Origin of the sequence: Pseudomonas sp. HY7a-MNA-CIBAN-0227 (assembly GCF_040310325.1) — a bacterium.
Lineage (GTDB): Bacteria > Pseudomonadota > Gammaproteobacteria > Pseudomonadales > Pseudomonadaceae > Aquipseudomonas.
In genome coordinates this window covers 151,780-171,120 of the sequence record NZ_JBEOPT010000006.1, presented here as the reverse complement: position 1 = coordinate 171,120, position 19,341 = coordinate 151,780, and the positions used below count along the sequence as shown (strand labels likewise).

At 59.4% G+C, this 19,341-nt stretch carries 15 protein-coding genes; 7 read left to right on the top strand and 8 right to left on the bottom strand.

Annotation, left to right across the window (positions count from 1 at the left end):
- Position 1 precedes the first annotated feature (1 nt).
- Positions 2-661 (bottom strand): GntR family transcriptional regulator, encoded by a 660-nt coding sequence (locus AAEZ06_RS12655; protein WP_149412849.1) that lies wholly within the window; start codon positions 659-661, stop codon positions 2-4.
- 280 nt (positions 662-941) lie between these two features.
- Here AAEZ06_RS12655 and xdhA point away from each other — a divergent pair, with 280 nt between their 5' ends.
- From xdhA to guaD, 4 genes are read left to right on the top strand one after another with little or no spacing between them, the layout of a single operon-like run.
- Positions 942-2,396, top strand: coding sequence for a xanthine dehydrogenase small subunit (gene xdhA, locus AAEZ06_RS12650; RefSeq protein ID WP_350614526.1), 1,455 nt, complete (start codon positions 942-944; stop codon positions 2,394-2,396).
- Entirely contained in the window at positions 2,389-4,788 is a 2,400-nt protein-coding gene (gene xdhB / locus AAEZ06_RS12645) for a xanthine dehydrogenase molybdopterin binding subunit (protein ID WP_149412847.1), read from the top strand. The genes xdhA and xdhB overlap by 8 nt, the downstream gene beginning before the upstream one ends.
- A gap of 12 nt (positions 4,789-4,800) precedes the next feature.
- Positions 4,801-5,643 carry a xanthine dehydrogenase accessory protein XdhC gene (gene xdhC, locus AAEZ06_RS12640; protein ID WP_149412846.1) on the top strand — a complete coding sequence of 281 codons (843 nt, stop codon included), beginning with the start codon at positions 4,801-4,803 and terminating at the stop codon, positions 5,641-5,643.
- A 22-nt stretch (positions 5,644-5,665) separates the two neighbouring features.
- Complete coding sequence (guaD, locus tag AAEZ06_RS12635) at positions 5,666-6,970, top strand: guanine deaminase (protein ID WP_350614523.1); 1,305 nt, start codon at positions 5,666-5,668, stop codon at positions 6,968-6,970.
- Between the two features lie 60 nt (positions 6,971-7,030).
- On the opposite strand, the gene AAEZ06_RS12630 is transcribed toward guaD, so the two are convergent.
- The gene (locus AAEZ06_RS12630) at positions 7,031-7,795 is read right to left on the bottom strand and encodes a GntR family transcriptional regulator (RefSeq protein WP_149412844.1); all 765 of its coding nucleotides are present in this window, start codon (positions 7,793-7,795) and stop codon (positions 7,031-7,033) included.
- A gap of 252 nt (positions 7,796-8,047) precedes the next feature.
- Between AAEZ06_RS12630 and AAEZ06_RS12625 the strand changes: the two genes are divergently transcribed.
- Entirely contained in the window at positions 8,048-9,238 is a 1,191-nt protein-coding gene (locus AAEZ06_RS12625) for a benzoate/H(+) symporter BenE family transporter (protein WP_350614521.1), read from the top strand.
- 54 nt (positions 9,239-9,292) lie between these two features.
- Here AAEZ06_RS12625 and AAEZ06_RS12620 read toward each other — a convergent pair whose 3' ends face one another.
- Positions 9,293-9,637: a YggL family protein gene (locus AAEZ06_RS12620; protein ID WP_133101662.1), complete on the bottom strand. Its 345-nt coding sequence runs from the start codon at positions 9,635-9,637 to the stop codon at positions 9,293-9,295.
- A gap of 235 nt (positions 9,638-9,872) precedes the next feature.
- Here AAEZ06_RS12620 and dacB point away from each other — a divergent pair, with 235 nt between their 5' ends.
- Positions 9,873-11,333: a D-alanyl-D-alanine carboxypeptidase/D-alanyl-D-alanine endopeptidase gene (dacB, locus tag AAEZ06_RS12615; protein ID WP_149493975.1), complete on the top strand. Its 1,461-nt coding sequence runs from the start codon at positions 9,873-9,875 to the stop codon at positions 11,331-11,333.
- 64 nt (positions 11,334-11,397) lie between these two features.
- Here dacB and AAEZ06_RS12610 read toward each other — a convergent pair whose 3' ends face one another.
- Complete coding sequence (locus AAEZ06_RS12610) at positions 11,398-13,797, bottom strand: sensor domain-containing diguanylate cyclase (protein ID WP_350614518.1); 2,400 nt, start codon at positions 13,795-13,797, stop codon at positions 11,398-11,400.
- A gap of 135 nt (positions 13,798-13,932) precedes the next feature.
- A complete protein-coding gene (rlmKL, locus tag AAEZ06_RS12605; RefSeq protein WP_350614516.1) occupies positions 13,933-16,203 on the bottom strand; it encodes a bifunctional 23S rRNA (guanine(2069)-N(7))-methyltransferase RlmK/23S rRNA (guanine(2445)-N(2))-methyltransferase RlmL in 2,271 nt (756 codons plus the stop codon).
- A gap of 530 nt (positions 16,204-16,733) precedes the next feature.
- Between rlmKL and rmf the strand changes: the two genes are divergently transcribed.
- The gene (gene rmf, locus AAEZ06_RS12600; RefSeq protein ID WP_002553055.1) at positions 16,734-16,949 is read left to right on the top strand and encodes a ribosome modulation factor; all 216 of its coding nucleotides are present in this window, start codon (positions 16,734-16,736) and stop codon (positions 16,947-16,949) included.
- Positions 16,950-17,064: 115 nt separating this feature from the next.
- Here the strand turns inward: rmf and AAEZ06_RS12595 are convergent, their stop codons facing one another.
- The 3 genes from AAEZ06_RS12595 to AAEZ06_RS12585 all read right to left on the bottom strand — a co-directional run bounded on the left by AAEZ06_RS12595 (position 17,065) and on the right by AAEZ06_RS12585 (position 19,063).
- Positions 17,065-18,090 (bottom strand): quinone-dependent dihydroorotate dehydrogenase, encoded by a 1,026-nt coding sequence (locus tag AAEZ06_RS12595; protein ID WP_149412019.1) that lies wholly within the window; start codon positions 18,088-18,090, stop codon positions 17,065-17,067.
- A 92-nt stretch (positions 18,091-18,182) separates the two neighbouring features.
- Positions 18,183-18,647 carry a transglycosylase SLT domain-containing protein gene (locus AAEZ06_RS12590; protein ID WP_149412020.1) on the bottom strand — a complete coding sequence of 155 codons (465 nt, stop codon included), beginning with the start codon at positions 18,645-18,647 and terminating at the stop codon, positions 18,183-18,185.
- Positions 18,644-19,063: a winged helix-turn-helix domain-containing protein gene (locus AAEZ06_RS12585; RefSeq protein ID WP_149412021.1), complete on the bottom strand. Its 420-nt coding sequence runs from the start codon at positions 19,061-19,063 to the stop codon at positions 18,644-18,646. Before AAEZ06_RS12585 ends, AAEZ06_RS12590 begins: the two co-directional genes overlap by 4 nt.
- Positions 19,064-19,341 lie beyond the last annotated feature (278 nt).

The window sequence follows — 19,341 nt, the reverse complement described above, 5'->3', positions numbered from 1 at the left end:
CTTAGGCATCCGCCAGGGCAGTAATGACCAGCGAGCAACTGCGCTGGCCATAAGCGGAGAGCACCATGCGAATCTGCGGCAGGTCACGGGCCAATACAGCGGCGAGCAACTGCTCGAACAGCGCCAGGTACTCGCTCATTTCTGCCTTGCGCTGATCCAGGGCCAGGTAATAGGCGCGGTTCATCGCCGGCTGCAGGTTCTCGACGGTTTCCTGCAAATACGGATTGTTGGCGAAGGGATAGGCGGCGCGCATCACGTTGAAGCTTTCTTCAACGAAGGCACGGATGTCCTGGTGCTCGAAACTGCTCACCAAGCGTTGCTGGATCTGCACGAACGGCGCCATGTCGGCCTGGGTCTGCCAGCCTTCGGCTACTGCGTTACCCAGCAGGATGTACAGCTCGCCCATCAACGTACACAGGCTCTGCACCTTGTGGGCGGTGAGTTCAGTGACGTGGGCGCCACGGCGCGGCAGGATGGCGATCAAGTGCCGCCGCTCAAGGATCAGCAACGCTTCGCGCACGGAACCACGGCTGACATTGAGCGCCAGTGTGACCTTCTGCTCCTGGATCCGCTCCCCAGGCTTGAGGTCGCCGCGAATGATACGTTCGGCGAGGTGGTGAGCGATTTGCTCGGCAAGACTATCCGGCGCCTTGAACGTCATGTTTTCCCTTCAAAATCTTCTATCGAGACAAGCGCGGCAGTGTAGCGCAAATGCCTGCTAATGGCGCAGGGCCCACCGATCCGAATTTGGCATGAAATAAGCAATCGTTAAAGCCCAGAAGCTCCCAAAAACGGCGGCTCCAGAGATCTGGACCATAATTAAACAGGTTGAAATCGCATTTTCTTGACCTTACGGTCAGAAAATCGTTGACCGAAAAGTCAGACATGACTAGATTCGGCGCAAAGCGGTTAACAACAATAATGAGTCTGCGAGGCCTTCCGTGATCCAGTTTTTACTAAACCAGGAGCTCCGTAGCGAGCATGCCCTGGACCCGAACCTGACTGTGCTCAACTACCTGCGTGAGCACCTGGGCAAATCCGGTACCAAGGAAGGCTGCGCAAGCGGCGACTGTGGCGCCTGTACCGTGGTGGTCGGCGAGTTGCACACCGATGACCGGGGCACCGAGCAGATTCGTTATCGCAGTCTCAACTCATGCCTGACCTTTGTCTCGTCCCTGCATGGCAAACAACTGATCAGCGTCGAAGACCTCAAGCACCAGGGCCAGTTGCACAGCGTGCAAAAAGCCATGGTCGAATGCCACGGCTCGCAATGCGGCTTCTGCACCCCCGGCTTTGTGATGTCACTGTTCGCGCTGCAAAAGAACAGCGACGCCCCCGACAGCCAGAAGGCTAACGAAGCTCTCGCTGGCAACCTGTGCCGTTGCACCGGCTATCGCCCCATTCTCGCCGCCGCCAAACAAGCCTGCTGCAACAAGCCCCAGGACCAGTTCGACAGCCGCCAAGCCGAGACCATCGCCCGCCTCAAGAGCATTGCTCCGACCCAGACCGGTGAATTGAACTGCGGCGACAAACGCTGCCTGGTACCGCTGACCGTCGCCGATTTGGCCGACCTCTACGACGCCTACCCGCAAGCCCGCCTGCTGGCTGGCGGTACCGACCTGGCGCTGGAAGTCACCCAGTTCCACCGTGTGCTGCCGGTGATGATCTACGTCGGCAATATTGAAGAAATGAAACGCATCGAGACCTTCGACGACCGCCTGGAAATCGGCGCGGCAACGTCGCTGTCCGACTGCTATAGCGCACTGAATAATGAATACCCCGACTTCGGCGAACTGTTGCACCGCTTCGCCTCCCTGCAAATCCGCAACCAAGGCACTCTGGGCGGCAACATCGGCAACGCCTCGCCCATCGGTGACTCGCCACCACTGCTGATCGCCCTCGGTGCGCAGATCGTACTGTGCAAGGGCGAGACCCGCCGTACCCTGGCCCTGGAAGACTACTTCATCGACTACCGGGTCACCGCGCGCCAGGACAGCGAATTCATCGAGAAGATCATCGTGCCTCGCGCCAGCACCGAGCAGCTGTTTCGCGCCTACAAGGTCTCCAAACGCCTGGACGATGATATTTCCGCCGTGTGCGCCGCCTTTAACCTGCGCATTGATAACGGTGTGATCGCCGATGCCCGGGTCGCCTTTGGCGGCATGGCAGCCACCCCAAAACGGGCAAAAAACTGTGAGACCGTATTGATCGGCTCCGTATGGAGTTCGGCGACGCTGGAAAAAGCCTGCTCGGCCCTGGCCGAGGATTTCACCCCGCTGTCGGACTTTCGCGCCAGCAAGGAATACCGCCTGCTCAGCGCACAAAACCTGCTGCGCAAATACTTCATCGAACTGCAAACGCCGCACATCGAGACTCGGGTGACCGCTTATGTCTAACCATCACGCCGTGGAAAAATCCCAAGCTGAACTCGCCGAACTGTTTGCCAAGGACCTAACCACCGGAGTCGGCCGCAGCGTCAAGCACGACAGCGCTGCCAAGCACGTCTCGGGCGAAGCGCAGTACATTGATGACCGCCTGGAATTCCCCAATCAGTTGCACCTGTATGCGCGCCTTTCCGACCGCGCCCACGCCAGAATCATCAGCATCAACACCGCGCCCTGCTACGCCTTCGAAGGCGTGCGCATCGTCATCACCCACAAAGATGTACCGGGCCTGAAAGACATCGGCCCGCTACTGCCCGGCGACCCGCTGCTGGCGATTGATGATGTGCAATTCGTTGGACAACCGGTGCTGGCTGTCGCTGCTCGCGACCTGGAAACTGCGCGCAAGGCGGCCATGGCCGCGATCATCGAATACGAAGACCTGGAGCCGGTGCTGGACGTGGTAGAAGCCCTGCGCAAACGCCATTTTGTACTGGACAGCCACACTCACCAGCGCGGCGATTCAGCCGGCGCCTTGGCCACTGCCGAACACCGCATTCAAGGCTCGCTGCACATCGGCGGCCAGGAACACTTCTACCTGGAAACCCAGATTTCCTCGGTGATGCCCACCGAAGACGGCGGCATGATCGTCTACTGCTCCACGCAAAACCCCACCGAAGTGCAGAAGCTGGTGGCCGAAGTGCTGGACGTGTCGATGAACAAGATCGTGGTCGACATGCGCCGCATGGGTGGCGGTTTCGGCGGCAAGGAAACCCAGGCCGCCAGCCCGGCGTGCCTGTGCGCGGTGGTCGCACACCTCACCGGCCAGCCGACCAAGATGCGCCTGCCCCGGGTCGAAGACATGCTGATGACCGGTAAGCGCCACCCCTTCTATATCGAATACGACGTGGGTTTCGACGACCGCGGCCGCCTACACGGCATCCAGCTGGAACTGGCCGGCAACTGCGGTTGCTCGCCGGACCTGTCGGCGTCGATTGTCGACCGTGCCATGTTCCACGCCGACAACTCATATTACCTGGGCGACGCCACCATCAACGGCCATCGTTGCAAGACCAACACCGCCTCCAATACAGCTTATCGCGGGTTCGGCGGCCCACAGGGCATGGTCGCCATTGAAGAAGTGATGGACGCCATCGCTCGCCATCTGGCCCTCGACCCGCTGGCGGTGCGCAAGGTCAACTACTACGGCAAGACCGAGCGCAACGTCACCCACTACTACCAGACTGTCGAGCACAATATGCTCGAAGAGATGACTGCGGAACTGGAGGCCAGCAGCCAATACCTTGAGCGCCGCGAAGCGATCCGCCGCTACAACGCAGACAGCCCGATCCTGAAAAAAGGCCTCGCACTCACGCCAGTAAAATTCGGCATTTCGTTCACCGCCAGCTTCCTCAACCAGGCAGGCGCCTTGATCCACATCTACACCGACGGCAGCATCCACCTGAACCACGGCGGCACCGAGATGGGCCAGGGTTTGAACACCAAGGTCGCGCAAGTGGTGGCCGAGGTATTCCAGGTCGACATTGACCGAGTACAGATCACCGCCACCAATACCGACAAGGTGCCAAACACCTCGCCTACCGCTGCCTCCAGCGGTACCGACCTGAATGGCAAGGCCGCACAGAACGCCGCCGAAATCATCAAACAACGGCTGGTGGAATTTGCCGCGCGCAAGTATGAAGTCAGTGAGGCGGACGTCGAATTCCACAACGGGCATGTCCGGGTGCGCGAGCATATCCTCACCTTCGAAACGCTGATCCAACAGGCGTATTTCGGCCAGGTGTCGCTGTCCAGCACCGGATTCTACAAGACCCCAAAAATCTTCTACGATCGCAGCCAGGCGCGGGGTCGGCCGTTCTATTACTACGCGTTCGGCGCGGCCTGTTGCGAGGTGATCGTCGATACCCTGACCGGTGAATACAAAATGCTGCGCACCGACATCCTTCATGATGTCGGCGCTTCGCTGAACCCGGCCATCGACATCGGCCAGGTGGAAGGCGGTTTTATCCAGGGCATGGGCTGGCTGACGATGGAAGAGCTTGTCTGGAATAACAAAGGCAAGCTGATGACCAACGGCCCGGCAAGCTACAAGATTCCGGCGGTGGCGGACATGCCGCTGGACCTGCGAGTAAAACTGGTGGAAAACCGCAAGAACCCGGAAGACACGGTGTTTCACTCCAAGGCCGTGGGGGAGCCGCCGTTCATGCTCGGCATTGCGTCCTGGTGTGCGATAAAGGATGCCGTAGCGAGCCTCGGTGACTACCGCCATCAGCCGAAGATTGATGCACCGGCAACGCCGGAGCGGGTGTTGTGGGGGTGTGAGCAGATGCGCCAGTTAAAGGCAGCGAAGGCTGTGGAAACTGAAACCGAATTGGCTTCGCTCTGAACGGAGGTGACCATGAACAACTGGATCAGCGCCCTCGCCGACCTGCAACACCAGGGTGAGCCTTGCGTGCTGGTGACCATCATCGAAGAACTCGGCTCGACGCCGCGCAATGCCGGCTCGAAGATGGTCATCAGCGCAGCCCAGACCTTTGACACCATCGGCGGCGGCCACCTGGAATACAAGGCGATGCAGATCGGCCGGGACATGCTCACCCGTGGCCAGCAGAACACCCATCTGGAGCGCTTCAGCCTCGGCGCCAGCCTGGGCCAATGCTGCGGCGGCGTGACCGTGCTGCTGTTTGAACCCATGGGCCAGGTGCAGGCGCAAATCGCCGTATTCGGCGCCGGGCATGTCGGCCGCGCCCTGGTGCCGCTGCTGGCCAGCCTGCCGTGCCGGGTGCGCTGGATTGATTCGCGGGAGCAGGAATTCCCGGAGCACATCCCCCTGGGCGTGCGTAAAATCGTCGCCGAAGAGCCTGTGGATGAAATCGACACCCTGCCTGTGGGCAGTTACTGCATCGTCATGACCCACAATCACCAACTCGACCTGGAGCTGACCGCTGCCCTGCTCAAGCGCAATGACTTTGCCTACTTCGGTCTGATCGGCTCGAAGACCAAACGGGTCAAATTTGAACATCGCCTGCGCGATCGTGGCTTTGACACCGCGCAACTACAACGCATGCGCTGCCCGATGGGTCTGGGCGAGGTCAAAGGCAAATTGCCTGTGGAAATCGCCATCTCCATCGCCGGCGAAATCATCGCCACCTATAACGCCAATTTCGGCCAGCACACTGCCAGTGCCGAACCCATTGCAAAACTGCTGCCGGCCTCGCGCCGCAGCCATGCTGCTAATTAAAAAGCCACAAATTGAGACGACCATGCCTTTGACTCGCAAAGCCTACCGTGCCGCCATTCTGCACAGCATCGCCGATCCCGCTGAAGTGGGCATCGACGCCTCCTATGAGTATTTTGAAGACGGCCTGCTGGTCATCGACAACGGCCAGATCAGCGCCCTGGGCCATGCCAGCGAATTGCTCGCCAGCCTGCCCGCCGATATCGAAGTCACCCATTATCAGGACGCGCTGATCACCCCCGGCCTGATCGACACCCATATCCACCTGCCACAAACCGGCATGGTCGGCGCCTATGGCGAGCAGTTGCTGGATTGGCTCAACACCTACACTTTCCCTTGCGAAAGCCAATTCGCCGACAAGGCCCATGCCGAAGAAGTCGCGGATATTTTCATCAAGGAGCTGCTGCGCAACGGCACCACCACCGCCCTGGTATTCGGCAGCGTGCACCCGCAATCAGTGAACTCGTTTTTTGAAGCTGCCGAGAAACTCGACCTGCGAATGATCGCCGGCAAGGTAATGATGGACCGCAATGCGCCGGACTATCTGACCGACACGGCCGAATCCGGCTACCAGGAAAGCAAGGCGCTGATCGAGCGCTGGCATGGCAAAGGCCGTTTGCACTACGCGGTGACGCCACGTTTCGCACCAACCAGTACGCCTGAGCAACTGACACTGGCCGGCCAGTTACTGGGGGAATATCCAGATTTGTACATGCAGACTCACATCAGTGAAAACCTGCAAGAGGTCGAATGGGTCAAGGAGCTATTCCCGGAGCGCAACGGTTATCTGGATGTGTACGACCATTACAAACTGCTAGGAGAGCGCTCGGTGTTCGCCCACGGTGTGCACTTGTGCGACGACGAATGTGCGCGGCTGGCGCAGGCGGGTTCAGCGGTAGCGTTCTGCCCGACCTCGAACCTCTTCCTCGGTAGCGGCTTGTTCAATCTGCCGATGGCCGAGAAGCACAAGCTGAATGTCGGCCTGGGTACCGATGTGGGCGGCGGCACCAGTTTCTCGCTGCTGCAGACGCTGAACGAGGCGTACAAGGTGATGCAGTTGCAAGGGGCGCGGTTGAGTCCGTTCAAGTCGTTGTACCTGGCGACCTTGGGCGGTGCGCGGGCACTGCGGCTGGATGACAAGATCGGCACCTTGCAACCGGGCACCGATGCAGACTTTTTGGTGCTGGACTACAACGCCACGCCGCTGCTCAGCTATCGCCTGAAGCAGGCCAATACCATTGCCGAGACGCTGTTTGTATTGATGACGCTGGGGGATGATCGGGCGGTGTTGCAGACCTATGCGGCGGGACAACTGGTGCATCAGCGTTGATTTAGCAGACACCACAAACCAAATGTGGGAGCAAGCCCGCTCCCACATTTTTGATCGGATTTACAATTTTACGGACGAGCGCCCTGGCTTCTTGGTCTGCAACAAATGCGAGAACACCGCATGCAGATCATCCGACGCGCTCTCCTCGTCGAGGTTGAGCTTGCTGTCTATGTGATCCATGTGATGCATCATCAGGTTCACGGCCAATATCGCATCCCGCGCTTGGATGGCATCGATCAGTTGGGTGTGTTCATCGTAGGAACAGTGCGAACGGTTGCCGCTTTCATACTGGGCGATGATCAGCGACGTCTGGGACACCAGGCTGCGCTGGAAGCTAATCAACGGTGCATTCTTCGCCGCCTCGGCCAGTTTCAAGTGGAACTCGCCTGAAAGACGGATACCGGCACCACGATCACCGCGGGAAAAGCTGTCGCGCTCGTCGTTGACCATCTGCCGCAACTGGGCCAACTCCTCGGCCGTGGCGTGCTGCACCGCCAGTTCAGTGATTGCCTTTTCTACCAGACGCCGGGCCAGGAATACCTGTCGCGCCTCATCAACACTTGGACTTGCGACCACCGCACCGCGATTGGGCCGCAGCAGCACCACGCCTTCATGGGCCAGACGCGACAGCGCGCGGCGAATGATGGTGCGGCTGACGCCGAAGATTTCGCCCAGTGCTTCTTCACTCAATTTGGTACCGGGCGCCAGGCGTTGTTCGAGGATAGCCTCGAAAATATGCGCGTAGACGATATCATCCTGGGTTCCACTGCGACCGGCCTTGCCAGCTCGCGGTTGTTTCTTGAGGGGCTGCAACTGTTCGTTCATGGGCACTCGGGTAGGGAGAACGGCGGCGAATTAACGGTAATACGACAACAAAGGTTCGCTGGCAAGTATCACCTAAAAACAGCGCACATTGTACACAACCCAATGCGCCAACACACTGTACGGCTGTTTACGCGGCCGTCTGTATTGCAATGAGTCGTTACGTTTGAGTTTAGGCTTGAGTCCGCAATTTTTCCTTGCAGGAGCGAGCTTGCTTCTACAAACCGCTTCCCAGGCATAAAGGAACACCGCCCCATGTCCGACGTCCTCCAGGCGCCTTTGCGCCCACTGGCCGATACCTCGCCTTCGGCCATTGTCGCCGGCTTCATTGCCATGATGACCGGCTACACCAGCTCTCTGGTGCTGATGTTCCAGGCTGGCCAGGCCGCCGGCCTGACCACGGCGCAGATTTCGTCGTGGATCTGGGCGATTTCCATCGGCATGGCGGTGTGCAGCATCGGTCTGTCCCTGCGCTACCGCACGCCAATCACCATCGCCTGGTCGACGCCCGGCGCGGCGCTGCTGATCACCAGCCTTGGCGGCGTGACGTACGGCGAAGCCATTGGCGCCTACATCACCTGCGCAGTGTTGGTGACGATCTGCGGACTCACCGGCAGTTTTGAAAAGCTGGTCAAACGCATTCCGGCCTCCCTGGCGGCGGCCTTGCTGGCGGGAATTTTGTTCAAGATCGGCAGCGAGATTTTCGTCGCGGCGCAACACCGTACCGCCCTGGTGCTGGGGATGTTTTTCACTTACCTGATCATCAAGCGCCTGTCGCCGCGTTATGCAGTGCTGGCGGCGCTGCTGATTGGCACGGCATTATCTGGCCTGATGGGCCTGCTGGATTTCAGCGGTTTCAGCCTGGAAGTGGCTACGCCGGTGTGGACCACGCCACACTTTTCCCTGGCCGCGACCATCAGTATCGGCATTCCGCTGTTCGTGGTGGCTATGACCTCGCAAAACATGCCTGGCATCGCCGTACTGCGGGCCGATGGCTATAACGTGCCGGCCTCGCCGCTGATCACCACCACCGGGCTCGCCTCGCTGGTGCTGGCACCGTTCGGCTCCCACGGCATCAACCTGGCAGCGATCAGCGCAGCCATCTGCACCGGGCCCCATGCCCACGAAGATCGCAACAAGCGTTACACCGCAGCGGTCTGGTGTGGGATTTTCTACGGGATTGCCGGGGTGTTTGGCGCAACGCTGGCGGCATTGTTCGCAGCGCTGCCAAAGGAACTGGTGCTGTCGATTGCGGCATTGGCGTTGTTTGGCTCGATCATCAATGGCCTGAGCATTGCCATGAATGAGCCGAAGGAACGGGAAGCAGCGCTGATCACCTTTATGGTCACAGCGTCGGGGTTGACGTTGTTTTCCATCGGTTCGGCGTTCTGGGGGATTGTTGCGGGGGTGTTGACGCTGGTGATTCTGAACTGGCGCAAGGCCTGATCCTTTCTACCCTGAAACGAAACAGCGACCCGGGCGGGTCGCTGTCTCATGACATCAGGCTACCGGATTGATCGGCTTTTCCGGGTACCAGACGTCCAGCAACGGGCTGGCTTCAACGCTGGTCAGCTCGCTACGGCCCTTGAGCCAGGCTTCAACAGCAACACGCTGTTCTTCGCTGACCGAACCACGCTTCTGCAGGCAAACCAGACCGTAGTCATCGCCGCCAACATAGCCGAGGCCGTTGGCCTCCATCGCTTCTTTCAGGAATGCGTCGAGGAAAGCGTCGATAGCCTTGTCGTCCAAACCTTCTTTGAAATCCAGGTTCAGCTCGAAACCCAGCTCTTGATATTCATCAACGCACAGTTTTTTGCGCAGACGCTGGGAACGGTTAGTCGCCATGGAACAATCCTCATAAGTAATAACGGGCGGCACTTTAGCAGTTTAAGCAGGGGTTTGCCCGTCTCTCTGGGACCGGTGGCGTACCACTGGTAAAAAAATCAGTGATTAGCAGCTATCGTTCAGGCACAAGTGACTCCACCTTGGGGCATAATGCCGACACTTTCATGACCACTGAGGGATTTTCGTTCACATGCCCTCGCTTTTTTCACCCTCCTCGCAGTAGGGTTTATTTCTTATGATCAAATCTTTACGTCCCTTGTTACTGGCTGGCTTTCTGCTTCCCTTGGCCTTTTCCGTTTGCGCCGCACCGATCAATACCACCCTGCCCCCCAAGGTCCAGGAAGCCCTCCAGAAGGCCAAGCTGCAAAACAATGCGCTGTCCCTGGTGATGATTCCCCTCAACGGCCCTGGCACCGCAACGGTGTTCAACGCCGACGTATCGGTCAACCCGGCCTCGACCATGAAGTTGGTCACCACCTACGCCGCCCTCGAAATGCTCGGCCCCAACCACCAGTGGAAAACCGAGTTCTACACCGACGGCACCCTCAGTGGCGGCATATTGCGTGGCAACCTGTACCTCAAGGGCGGTGGCGATCCCAAGCTGAACATGGAAAAACTCTGGCTGCTGATGCGCGACCTGCGGGCCAATGGCGTGCAGCAAGTCACTGGCGACCTGGTGCTGGACCGCAACTTTTTCGTCCAGCCGCAATTGCCGGAGTTCAATGACGACGGCAATGACGCCAACAAGCCTTTCCTGGTCAAGCCTGACGCCCTGCTGGTCAACCTCAAGGCCCTGCGTTTTGTCGCCCGCAACGATTCGGGCAAGGTGCTGATCTCGGTGGAACCGCCGATTGCCAGCATTCGCATCGATAACCAGGTGAAAGTGGCCAGCACCAAGCAGTGCACCGGTGACGTGCGCTACAACCCGGTGACCGCCACCGACGGCAGCGTCACCGTGACAGTCAGCGGTCAGTTGGGCGATGGCTGCAGCTCGCAGACTTATCTGTCATTACTGGATCACGCTACCTACACCGCCGGCGCCGTGCGGGCGATCTGGAAGGAGCTGGGAGGCAGTATCCAGGGCCGCGACGTACTCGCCCCGGTACCGAAAGACGCCAAGGTCCTGGCCCGCGCGTTCTCCCCGGACCTGGCGGAGATTATCCGCGACATCAACAAATACAGTAACAACACCATGGCCCAGCAATTGTTCCTCAGCCTCGGCGCGCAATACCGCAACGATGCCGATGGCGACGATGCCAAGGCCGCCCAACGCGTGGTGCGCCAGTGGCTGGCGAAGAAAGGCATCACTGCGCCGCACCTGGTGATGGAAAACGGTTCTGGCCTGTCCCGCGCCGAACGGGTCAGCGCTCGCGAGATGGCGACCTTGCTGCAGGCGGCCTGGAGAAGCCCGTATTCGGCGGAGTTCATCAGCTCGATGCCGATTGCCGGCACCGACGGCACCATGCGCAAACGCCTGAAGACCACCGCACTGCGCGGTGAAGCCCACGTCAAGACAGGGACCCTGAACACCGTCCGGGCGATTGCCGGCTTCAGCCGCGACAACAATGGCAATACCTGGGCAGTGGTGGCAATCCTCAACGATCCGAGGCCGTGGGGCGCTTCGTCGGTGCTGGATCAGGTGCTACTGGACCTGTATCGCCAGCCTAAGTTGGCGGCCATCGCACCGATACTGTAATTGTGGTGAGCGGGCTTATTGTGGCGAGCGGGCAAGCTCGCTCGCTACAGGGCGATCCTTGACTTCAAGCCGGCAACCGCTCGGCTTCCACACGATCCCTGCCCGCCTGTTTGGCCGCATACACGCCCGAATCCGCGCGCAACAGCAAGCCATCAATCCCTTCATCGACCCGCCAACTGGCAACCCCAAAGCTCGCCGTCACCGTGCCGACGCGGGCCATGGGCACACGGCGCAGCGCTTGCCACAACTCAAGGGCCAGGCTGTAGGCCTGGGCGCCATCAGTGCTGGGGCACAGCACCATGAACTCCTCGCCTCCCAGGCGACAAAATACGTCACTGCGACGCAAGCGCAGACTGATGCGCCGACATAACTCCTGCAGCACCTCATCGCCTACCGCATGACCATACTGGTCATTGATACGCTTGAAGTGATCGATATCCAGCATGATCACCGCCAACGTTCCCGCAGTGCGTTCGACCCTGACCATCTCGGCCTTCAGGCGGTCCTGGAAGTAACGGCGGTTATGGATACCCGTAAGAGAGTCGGTGATGGACAGCGCCCGCAACTCTTCCTCCACGCGTTTGAGGTCGGAAATATCCGATACATAGCCATGCCACAGTGTGCCACCGCCCGGCAACTCTTCCGGGGTGGCCTCGCCACGAATCCAGCGCAGGCCCCGGCGCGGCAACTGCACCCGATACTCTTCGCGCCAATGGCTCATTTGCAGCGCTGACAACCGGATGGAGGCACGAACCCGTTCGGCATCCTGGGGATGAAGGCGTTCGAAGACTAGCTTTGCATCTTGCTGCAATAACCCCGGATCAATTTCATAGATGTCGCGAATACCATCACTGACGTAGATAAATCGCCAGTTGTCGTTGGGCTCCAGGGCGAACTGGAAAATCCCGCCGGGCACATGGGCACTGAGTTTCTTCAGCAAGCGATCGCGTGCCGCCAGCGCCTCATAGACGCGCTTTTGCTCAGTCACATCTAGGCAAATCGCCAGGTGGCCGATCCACAACCCATGGTCATCAAGCAATGCCGTCGCCAGCATATTCACCGTCAGTTGACTGCCATCCTTGCGCACCAGGGTCCACTCGCGGGATTCGTGCAGGCTGTCAGCGCCTTCCACCAGCATCGCCTGACTCGGCACGATCCGCTTTCCGAGCGCCTGGCTCAACTGGGTGGCGCGGACTTCCAACTCGGGCGCCAGGTGCAGGCTCTCAATGGTCAGATGATTGAGCACCTGCGCGGCCTCATACCCCAACATTTGCTCGGCCCCGGCGTTGAAGGTAGTGATGACGCCGCGCAGGTCAGTGGCAATAATCGCCACCTGAGTTGCTGCATTGAGCACGCTGCGCAATTGGCCGTGGGCATCGCGCAGCTCGTGCTCACGCTGGCGCAACTCGCCGGTACGTTGCTGTACCAGTTTCAACGCCCGCTGACGCTGGCTGACCAGCACGTAGAGCAAGGCGCTGAGCAGCAGGCTGAGCAGACTGCCCATTGTCAGGATGCTGATTGCCGAGGAATGGGTGGCCCGCTCGAATACCTGGCTGGGGCGCAGGCTCAAGGCGTAGACATGGTCGCCCAGGGTCAGACGGCGGATCGCCTCCAGATTGCCATCCCCCACGGCATTGTTCGATTCATACAATACCCGCTGTTGCGTGTCAGAAGTGTCGACAATCCGCATCACCAGGTTGTCTCGATCCGCCTTGGGCAATCCGTCGGCTACCAGTTGGCGCATGCTGATCACCGCCATCACGTAGCCATACGGTTCACTGGAGGGCATTTGGGCGGTGACCGGTGCACTCACCGGCGCCACCAGCAGCACACCCATCGCGTAGGCCGGCTCCACGCCCACCAACTGCATGGGTTGCGACACGGCGATGGTGCCGGAACGTTGCGCACGCTCGACCACCGAACGTCGCAAAGGCTGGGCCAGCAGATCAAACCCCAGGGGCGAGCCAAGGAGACTCTGGGTCTGGCTGTACAACACCGGCACATATTCGTCCCGTTCGGTCGCTGGGACCAACGTGCCGGCCACGCTCAACTCACGAATGGCGAAACCCGCACCCCGCTGCCGGGTAACCTTTTGCTCAAACCCGGAGCGCTGATCGCGAAAAATCCGCGGCGCCCAGGAATAGGCACGCGCACGCAGCAGCAACGGCTGGGCGAAGCCATCGAACTCTTCGCGGGAGACATTATGAGAGTTGACGAAAAAGCGGCGCAGGCTGTCGAGGCGTTGCTCTTGGTCTTCGAAGCGCTCGTCCAGGCGGCTGTAGCGCTCGCTGACCAGCAACTTAAATTGCTGGCGAACCTGTTGCTGATAGAGATTGGATGCAGCCCACGCCACCACAGCTGTGAGCGCCAGCCCCACCAGCAGCACAACCAATGCCACCAGCCACGCCGACGCCTGCTCGCTGATAAAGCCAAGAATTTTCGGGCGGACGGCATGCAACGGCATAAGCAAAACTCAGAACGCCAGCGTGCAAGGGCGTCATTTTGGCTAGGAGTTAAGTTATAACCACCGAGTCCTGTTTTGACCAGCGCAAAAAAGCCGCGAGCTTGGAATAATCCAGGCTCGCGGCTTCAGGGTCGATCAACGTGCGGTGATTTTCCAGGCACGGTGGATCTTGGCATTGCGCGCAAAATCCGGATCGATGGTTTTATCGCTGATTTCCTCGACGGCATAACGCTCGATGAGGTTCTCCTCCAACTGGAACTTGCGGAAGTTGTTGGAGAAATACAGCACACCACCTGGCGCCAGGCGAGCCATGGCCAGGTCGAGCAACTGCACGTGGTCGCGTTGTACGTCGAAGATACCTTCCATGCGCTTGGAGTTTGAGAAGGTCGGCGGGTCAATGAAGATCATGTCGAACTCATCGCGACTGGCTTCCAGCCAGGCCATCACGTCACCCTGCTCCAGGCGGTTCTTGTCGGAGAAACCGTTGAGCGAGAGGTTGCGACGCGCCCAGTCCAGATAGGTTTTCGACAAGTCGACGCTGGTGGTGGTGCGCGCACCGCCCTTGGCCGCGTGCACACTGGCAGTGGCGGTGTAGCAATACAGGTTGAGGAAGCGTTTGCCTGCGGCCTCTTTCTGGATGCGCATGCGCATAGGGCGGTGGTCGAGGAACAGGCCGGTGTCCAGGTAATCGGTCAGGTTGACCAGCAGCTTCACCCCGCCTTCGCTGACTTCGGTGAACTTGCCCTGGGCACTCTGGCGCTCGTACTGCTTAGTGCCACTTTGACGTTCGCGACGCTTGACCACCACGCGATTCTTGTCGATGCCCAGCGCTTGGGGAATGGCCGCCAGTGCATCGAACATCCGCGCAGAGGCTTTTTCCGGGTCGATGGACTTGGGCGCGACGTATTCCTGGACGTGGACCCAATCGTGGTACAGGTCGATGGCCATGGAGTATTCCGGCATGTCGGCATCGTACACACGGTAGCAATCAACGCCTTCGCGCTTGGCCCATTTGCCGAGCAACTTCAGGTTCTTCTGCAAACGGTTGGCGAACATCTGCCCGCCTTCGCTCAAGCGCGCCTGCTCAACGACCGGAGCCGGTGCTGGCACTGGCTTGATCGGATTACCGTTCTTGTTGTACTGGCGCTCTTGCGGCTCGGTCGGCGCCTGATCGTAGGCAGCTTGATCCCGCTCGGCCTGGCGTTGTTCCGGAGTACGGCGCTCGCCGGTGACGAACTGGTCCGGGGTGACCTTGATCAGCAGCAACTTGCACGGCAAGGCGCCGTTCCAGAATGAATACTGTTTGTGGCTGCGAATACCCATGCGCTTGCCCAGGTCCGGCGCGCCGGTGAACACCGCCGCTTCCCAACCCAAACAGGCCTGACGCAAGCGTTCACCGAGGTTCTGATAAAGGTACAACAGGCTAGCTTCATCACCCAGACGCTCGCCGTAGGGCGGGTTACAGATCACCAACCCTTTCTGGTTCTGGTCCGGGCGCGGCTCGAAGGTAGCGACTTCACCCTGATAAACCTTGATCCAGTGGCTCAGGCCAGCACGTTCGATATTGTTACGAGCCGGCTGCATCAAGCGTGGGTCAGCCTCGTAACCGCGAATCCAGAGCGGTGGCTTGGCCATGCCGATGGCAGCACGCTCGCTGGCCTCTGTATGAAGTTTCTTCCACAGGGCTGGGACGTGGCCGAGCCAGGCGGTGAAGCCCCACAACTCACGGTTGAGGTTGGGGGCCATGTCGGCGGCGATCATCGCGCCTTCCACCAGGAAGGTACCGACGCCGCACATCGGGTCAGTCAGCGCTCCGCCTTCGGCGGCAATGCGCGGCCAGCCGGAGCGGATCAGGATCGCTGCTGCCAGGTTTTCTTTCAGCGGCGCGGCGCCCTGCTGCAGGCGGTAACCGCGCTGGTGCAGGCTGTGGCCGGACAGGTCAAGAGAGAGAATCGCTTCGCCACGGTCCAGGCGCAGGTGAATACGCAGGTCCGGGTTGATCTTGTCGATGGACGGACGTTCGCCGGTCGGGGTGCGCAGCTTGTCGACAATCGCATCCTTGACCTTCAGCGCGCCGAAGTGGGTGTTGTCGATGCCCGAGCCATGGCCGCTGAACTCCACCGCCAGGGTGCCATCAGCAAGCATGTGGTCTCCCCACTCGATATCCAGTACGCCGTAGTAAAGGTCCTCGGCGTCTTTCATCGGGAAGCGCTTGAGCACCAGCAACACGCGGTTGGCCAGACGGGACCAGAGGCACAGGCGATAAGCAGTCTCCATGTCGGCCATGCCGCGCACGGCTGAGGTGTGCTCGCGAGCCTCCTCAAGGCCAAGCCCGACGGCTTCCTCGATCAGCAAGCCTTCAAGGCCCTTGGGGCAAGTGAGGAAGATTTCGTAACGATCCGACATGGGAATTCCAGGCTTTTCAGCAATAAGTAAACAGGCGACGCATCGCCGGTTCAGTTTTCAATCAAGCGCTTTTCTTGAAGAGCGCTCGTGTGGCACGAATGTGCCGTCCCACCCCGGCTGCAGGCCCTTTGAGCCTATATTGACGGGGCAGATCATGTATTTGATGCAACAAAAAGAAATATTCTTACCCTTCGTCGAATAACAACCGACTGCAACAGGTGGACATTCTCACTAAAGGATTAAACCCATCCTCTTTGCAGGGCACATCATAGCTGGCTTTGGCCTGGAAAAGGGGCGAAAAGCCATCCCAGCTTATGGCCATAGCATCATTATCGTTACGTCCTTATGACAAAACGATCATTGAATCCGTGTGACCTATTGGTTAGAACTCAATACAGGTTGGCGCCGCCACGGTGCCAACACTTAGCTCGCCACGCCGGCAGCGAGCGCACCAACGGCAGAAAAACTCTGCCCGGCCTCAGACGAGGTTGAAGGATATCAAGACAGTCAACAAGTGAGGGAAACACCCTATGAGAAGACTTAAGCGTGATCCGTTGGAAAGAGCATTTTTACGCGGATATCAGTATGGCGTTCATGGCAAATCCCGTGAGCTTTGCCCATTTACTCTACCGTCGGTACGCCAAGCCTGGATCAACGGCTGGCGAGAAGGACGTGGCGACAACTGGGACGGTATGACCGGCACTGCGGGGATCCACAGGCTCAACGAACTTCACGCCGTCGGCTAATCAGGGCACTTAATTCCGACACCACCTTGAATATGTAACGACTTAACCACGCACGCCCCATCAGGGCGGCGGGCTTCGGCCCAAGGGCTCCTTCGAGGAGCCCTTTTTTATGCCTTCAGTTTCGTGGTAATGCTGCGATCGCATCCACTGACTGGCGAATCAGTGCCGGCCCCTTGTAGATAAAACCGGAATACAGCTGCACAAGGCTCGCGCCAGCAGCAATTTTCTCAGCGGCGTGCTTGCCTTCGGTGATGCCGCCGACAGCAATGATCGGCAACCGCCCCGCCAGTTCGGCCGCCAGCACCTTGACGATATGGGTACTTTGGTCGCGCACCGGCGCACCGGAAAGCCCACCGGCCTCATCACCGTGGGCCAGGCCTTCGACACCGACGCGGCTCAGGGTGGTGTTGGTGGCGATCACCGCGTCCATCCCCGATTCCAGCAGGGCCTGGGCCACCAGTACGGTTTCTTCGTCACTCATGTCCGGAGCGATCTTGATCGCCAATGGCACCCGTTTGCCATGACGCACGGCCAGGTCTTCCTGACGCTGGCGCAAGGCTTCGAGCAGTTGCTTGAGAGCGTCACCGAATTGCAGGCTGCGCAAGCCCGGAGTATTGGGCGAACTGACATTGACCGTGACATAGCTGGCATGGGCGTAAACCTTGTCCAGGCAGATCAGGTAGTCATCCACGGCACGTTCCACGGGCGTATCGAAGTTCTTGCCGATATTGATACCCAGGATACCCTTGTACTTCGCGGCTTGAACCCGCGACAGCAGGTGATCAACGCCAAGGTTATTGAAGCCCATGCGATTGATGATCGCCTCGGCTTCCGGCAGGCGGAAAATCCGTGGTTTGGGGTTACCCGGCTGCGGCCGAGGCGTGACGGTGCCGATTTCGACGAAACCAAACCCCAACTGGGCAAAGCCGTCGATGGCCGCACCGTTTTTGTCCAGGCCTGCGGCCAGCCCTACCGGGTTGGGGAAGTCGAGCCCCATCACCGAGACCGGCATCTTCGTCGGCGCCTTGCACACCAGGCCATTGAGCCCCAGGCGGCCACCGGCACCGATCAGGTCCAGGGACAGATCGTGGGAGGTTTCCGGAGAAAGTTTGAACAACAGCTGGCGGGCCAGGGTATACATGGGCGGGCTTGACTCGGATGGCGGCGGAAGGTGGCGCCGATTATAGCCGGGGTGACGGGGTGCGCGCGAGGCGAGGCGCACAGGTAGCACGATCATCCGTTACGCGCGGCCATCAACTCTTCGTAGCGCGTCCAGATTTTTTGCGCATAACGAAGCCGCAGCGCCTCCCGGTGAGCGCCCTCCCCAGCGCCGACATTGTAGGAGCCCACCGCCGTCCAGTTGTAGCCAAACTGCTTGATAAAGTCAGCGAGAATGGAGGCCGCCACTTCTACCGACAGGCAAGGCTCACCCAGTAACCGCTGTTCGGTGATGCCTTGCTTGAGCAGGCGCGGTAGATGAATGCTGTTGATCTGCATCAGGCCAATATCACGGGAGCCATTGTTGTTGCTGTAATTCATGGCCTCGGCTCGATAACCGGACTCTACGGCAGCAATGGCCTGCAACAACTCCGGTTCTATATCATATTGGCTCGCAGCTTCGGTCCAGCAGTAAGCCTTAGCCTGACTCGACACGGCCAGAGCAACCAGCAGCATAACCTTGCTCCAGGCCCTCTTCATGTCAGACCGCCCCAATTACTCTCCTGCCCACAGGCAGAGCACACGTGAATGGCGATGCCAGGACCAGCAAGTGTTTGGCCAGGCACGTCAACCACCACTACCGGACAGCTGAAGCGATAGCCCTTGCCATATACCGTCGTGATAAATCCCTTGTTGTCCTTGAGGTGCTTGCGCAACGAATAGATACAGCGGGTCAGGGACTCCTCAGCGACTTCGCCATGGGGCCAGACCCGTTCCAGCAAACGATCCTTGGTGACCAGCACGCCCGCCGAGGCGAGCAACAGGCGCAATACATGCCATTCCTTGGGAGGCAATTGAATATCCGAGCCATCGCCTGTCAGCCTGCCGTCACCCTGTAGCGTCCAGTGCCCAAAAGCCAAAGAGACGGACGTCAAACCATCAACCACGCCGACCATTCAAACCTCTGCACCTGCCTACGGACATTCACGGCTCCTTAATTTCAGCATTGCCCCACTAGGGATGACGCGACTATAGAAACCTGCTCCCTGGAACACCGTAGGCAAAAGCCCATAAACTCAAGGAGTTCTGGACACAACCTGTAAGACGTTTCGATACAAGCAGCACGCAACCCCGGTAGACCTTCTTGGGAGCGAGCGCACAGAAGGCGCTCTCCGAGTGCACCTGTCATTGGTGAACGAGGTTGCACAGTTCTTCAACGCGGCTCAAAAATTCA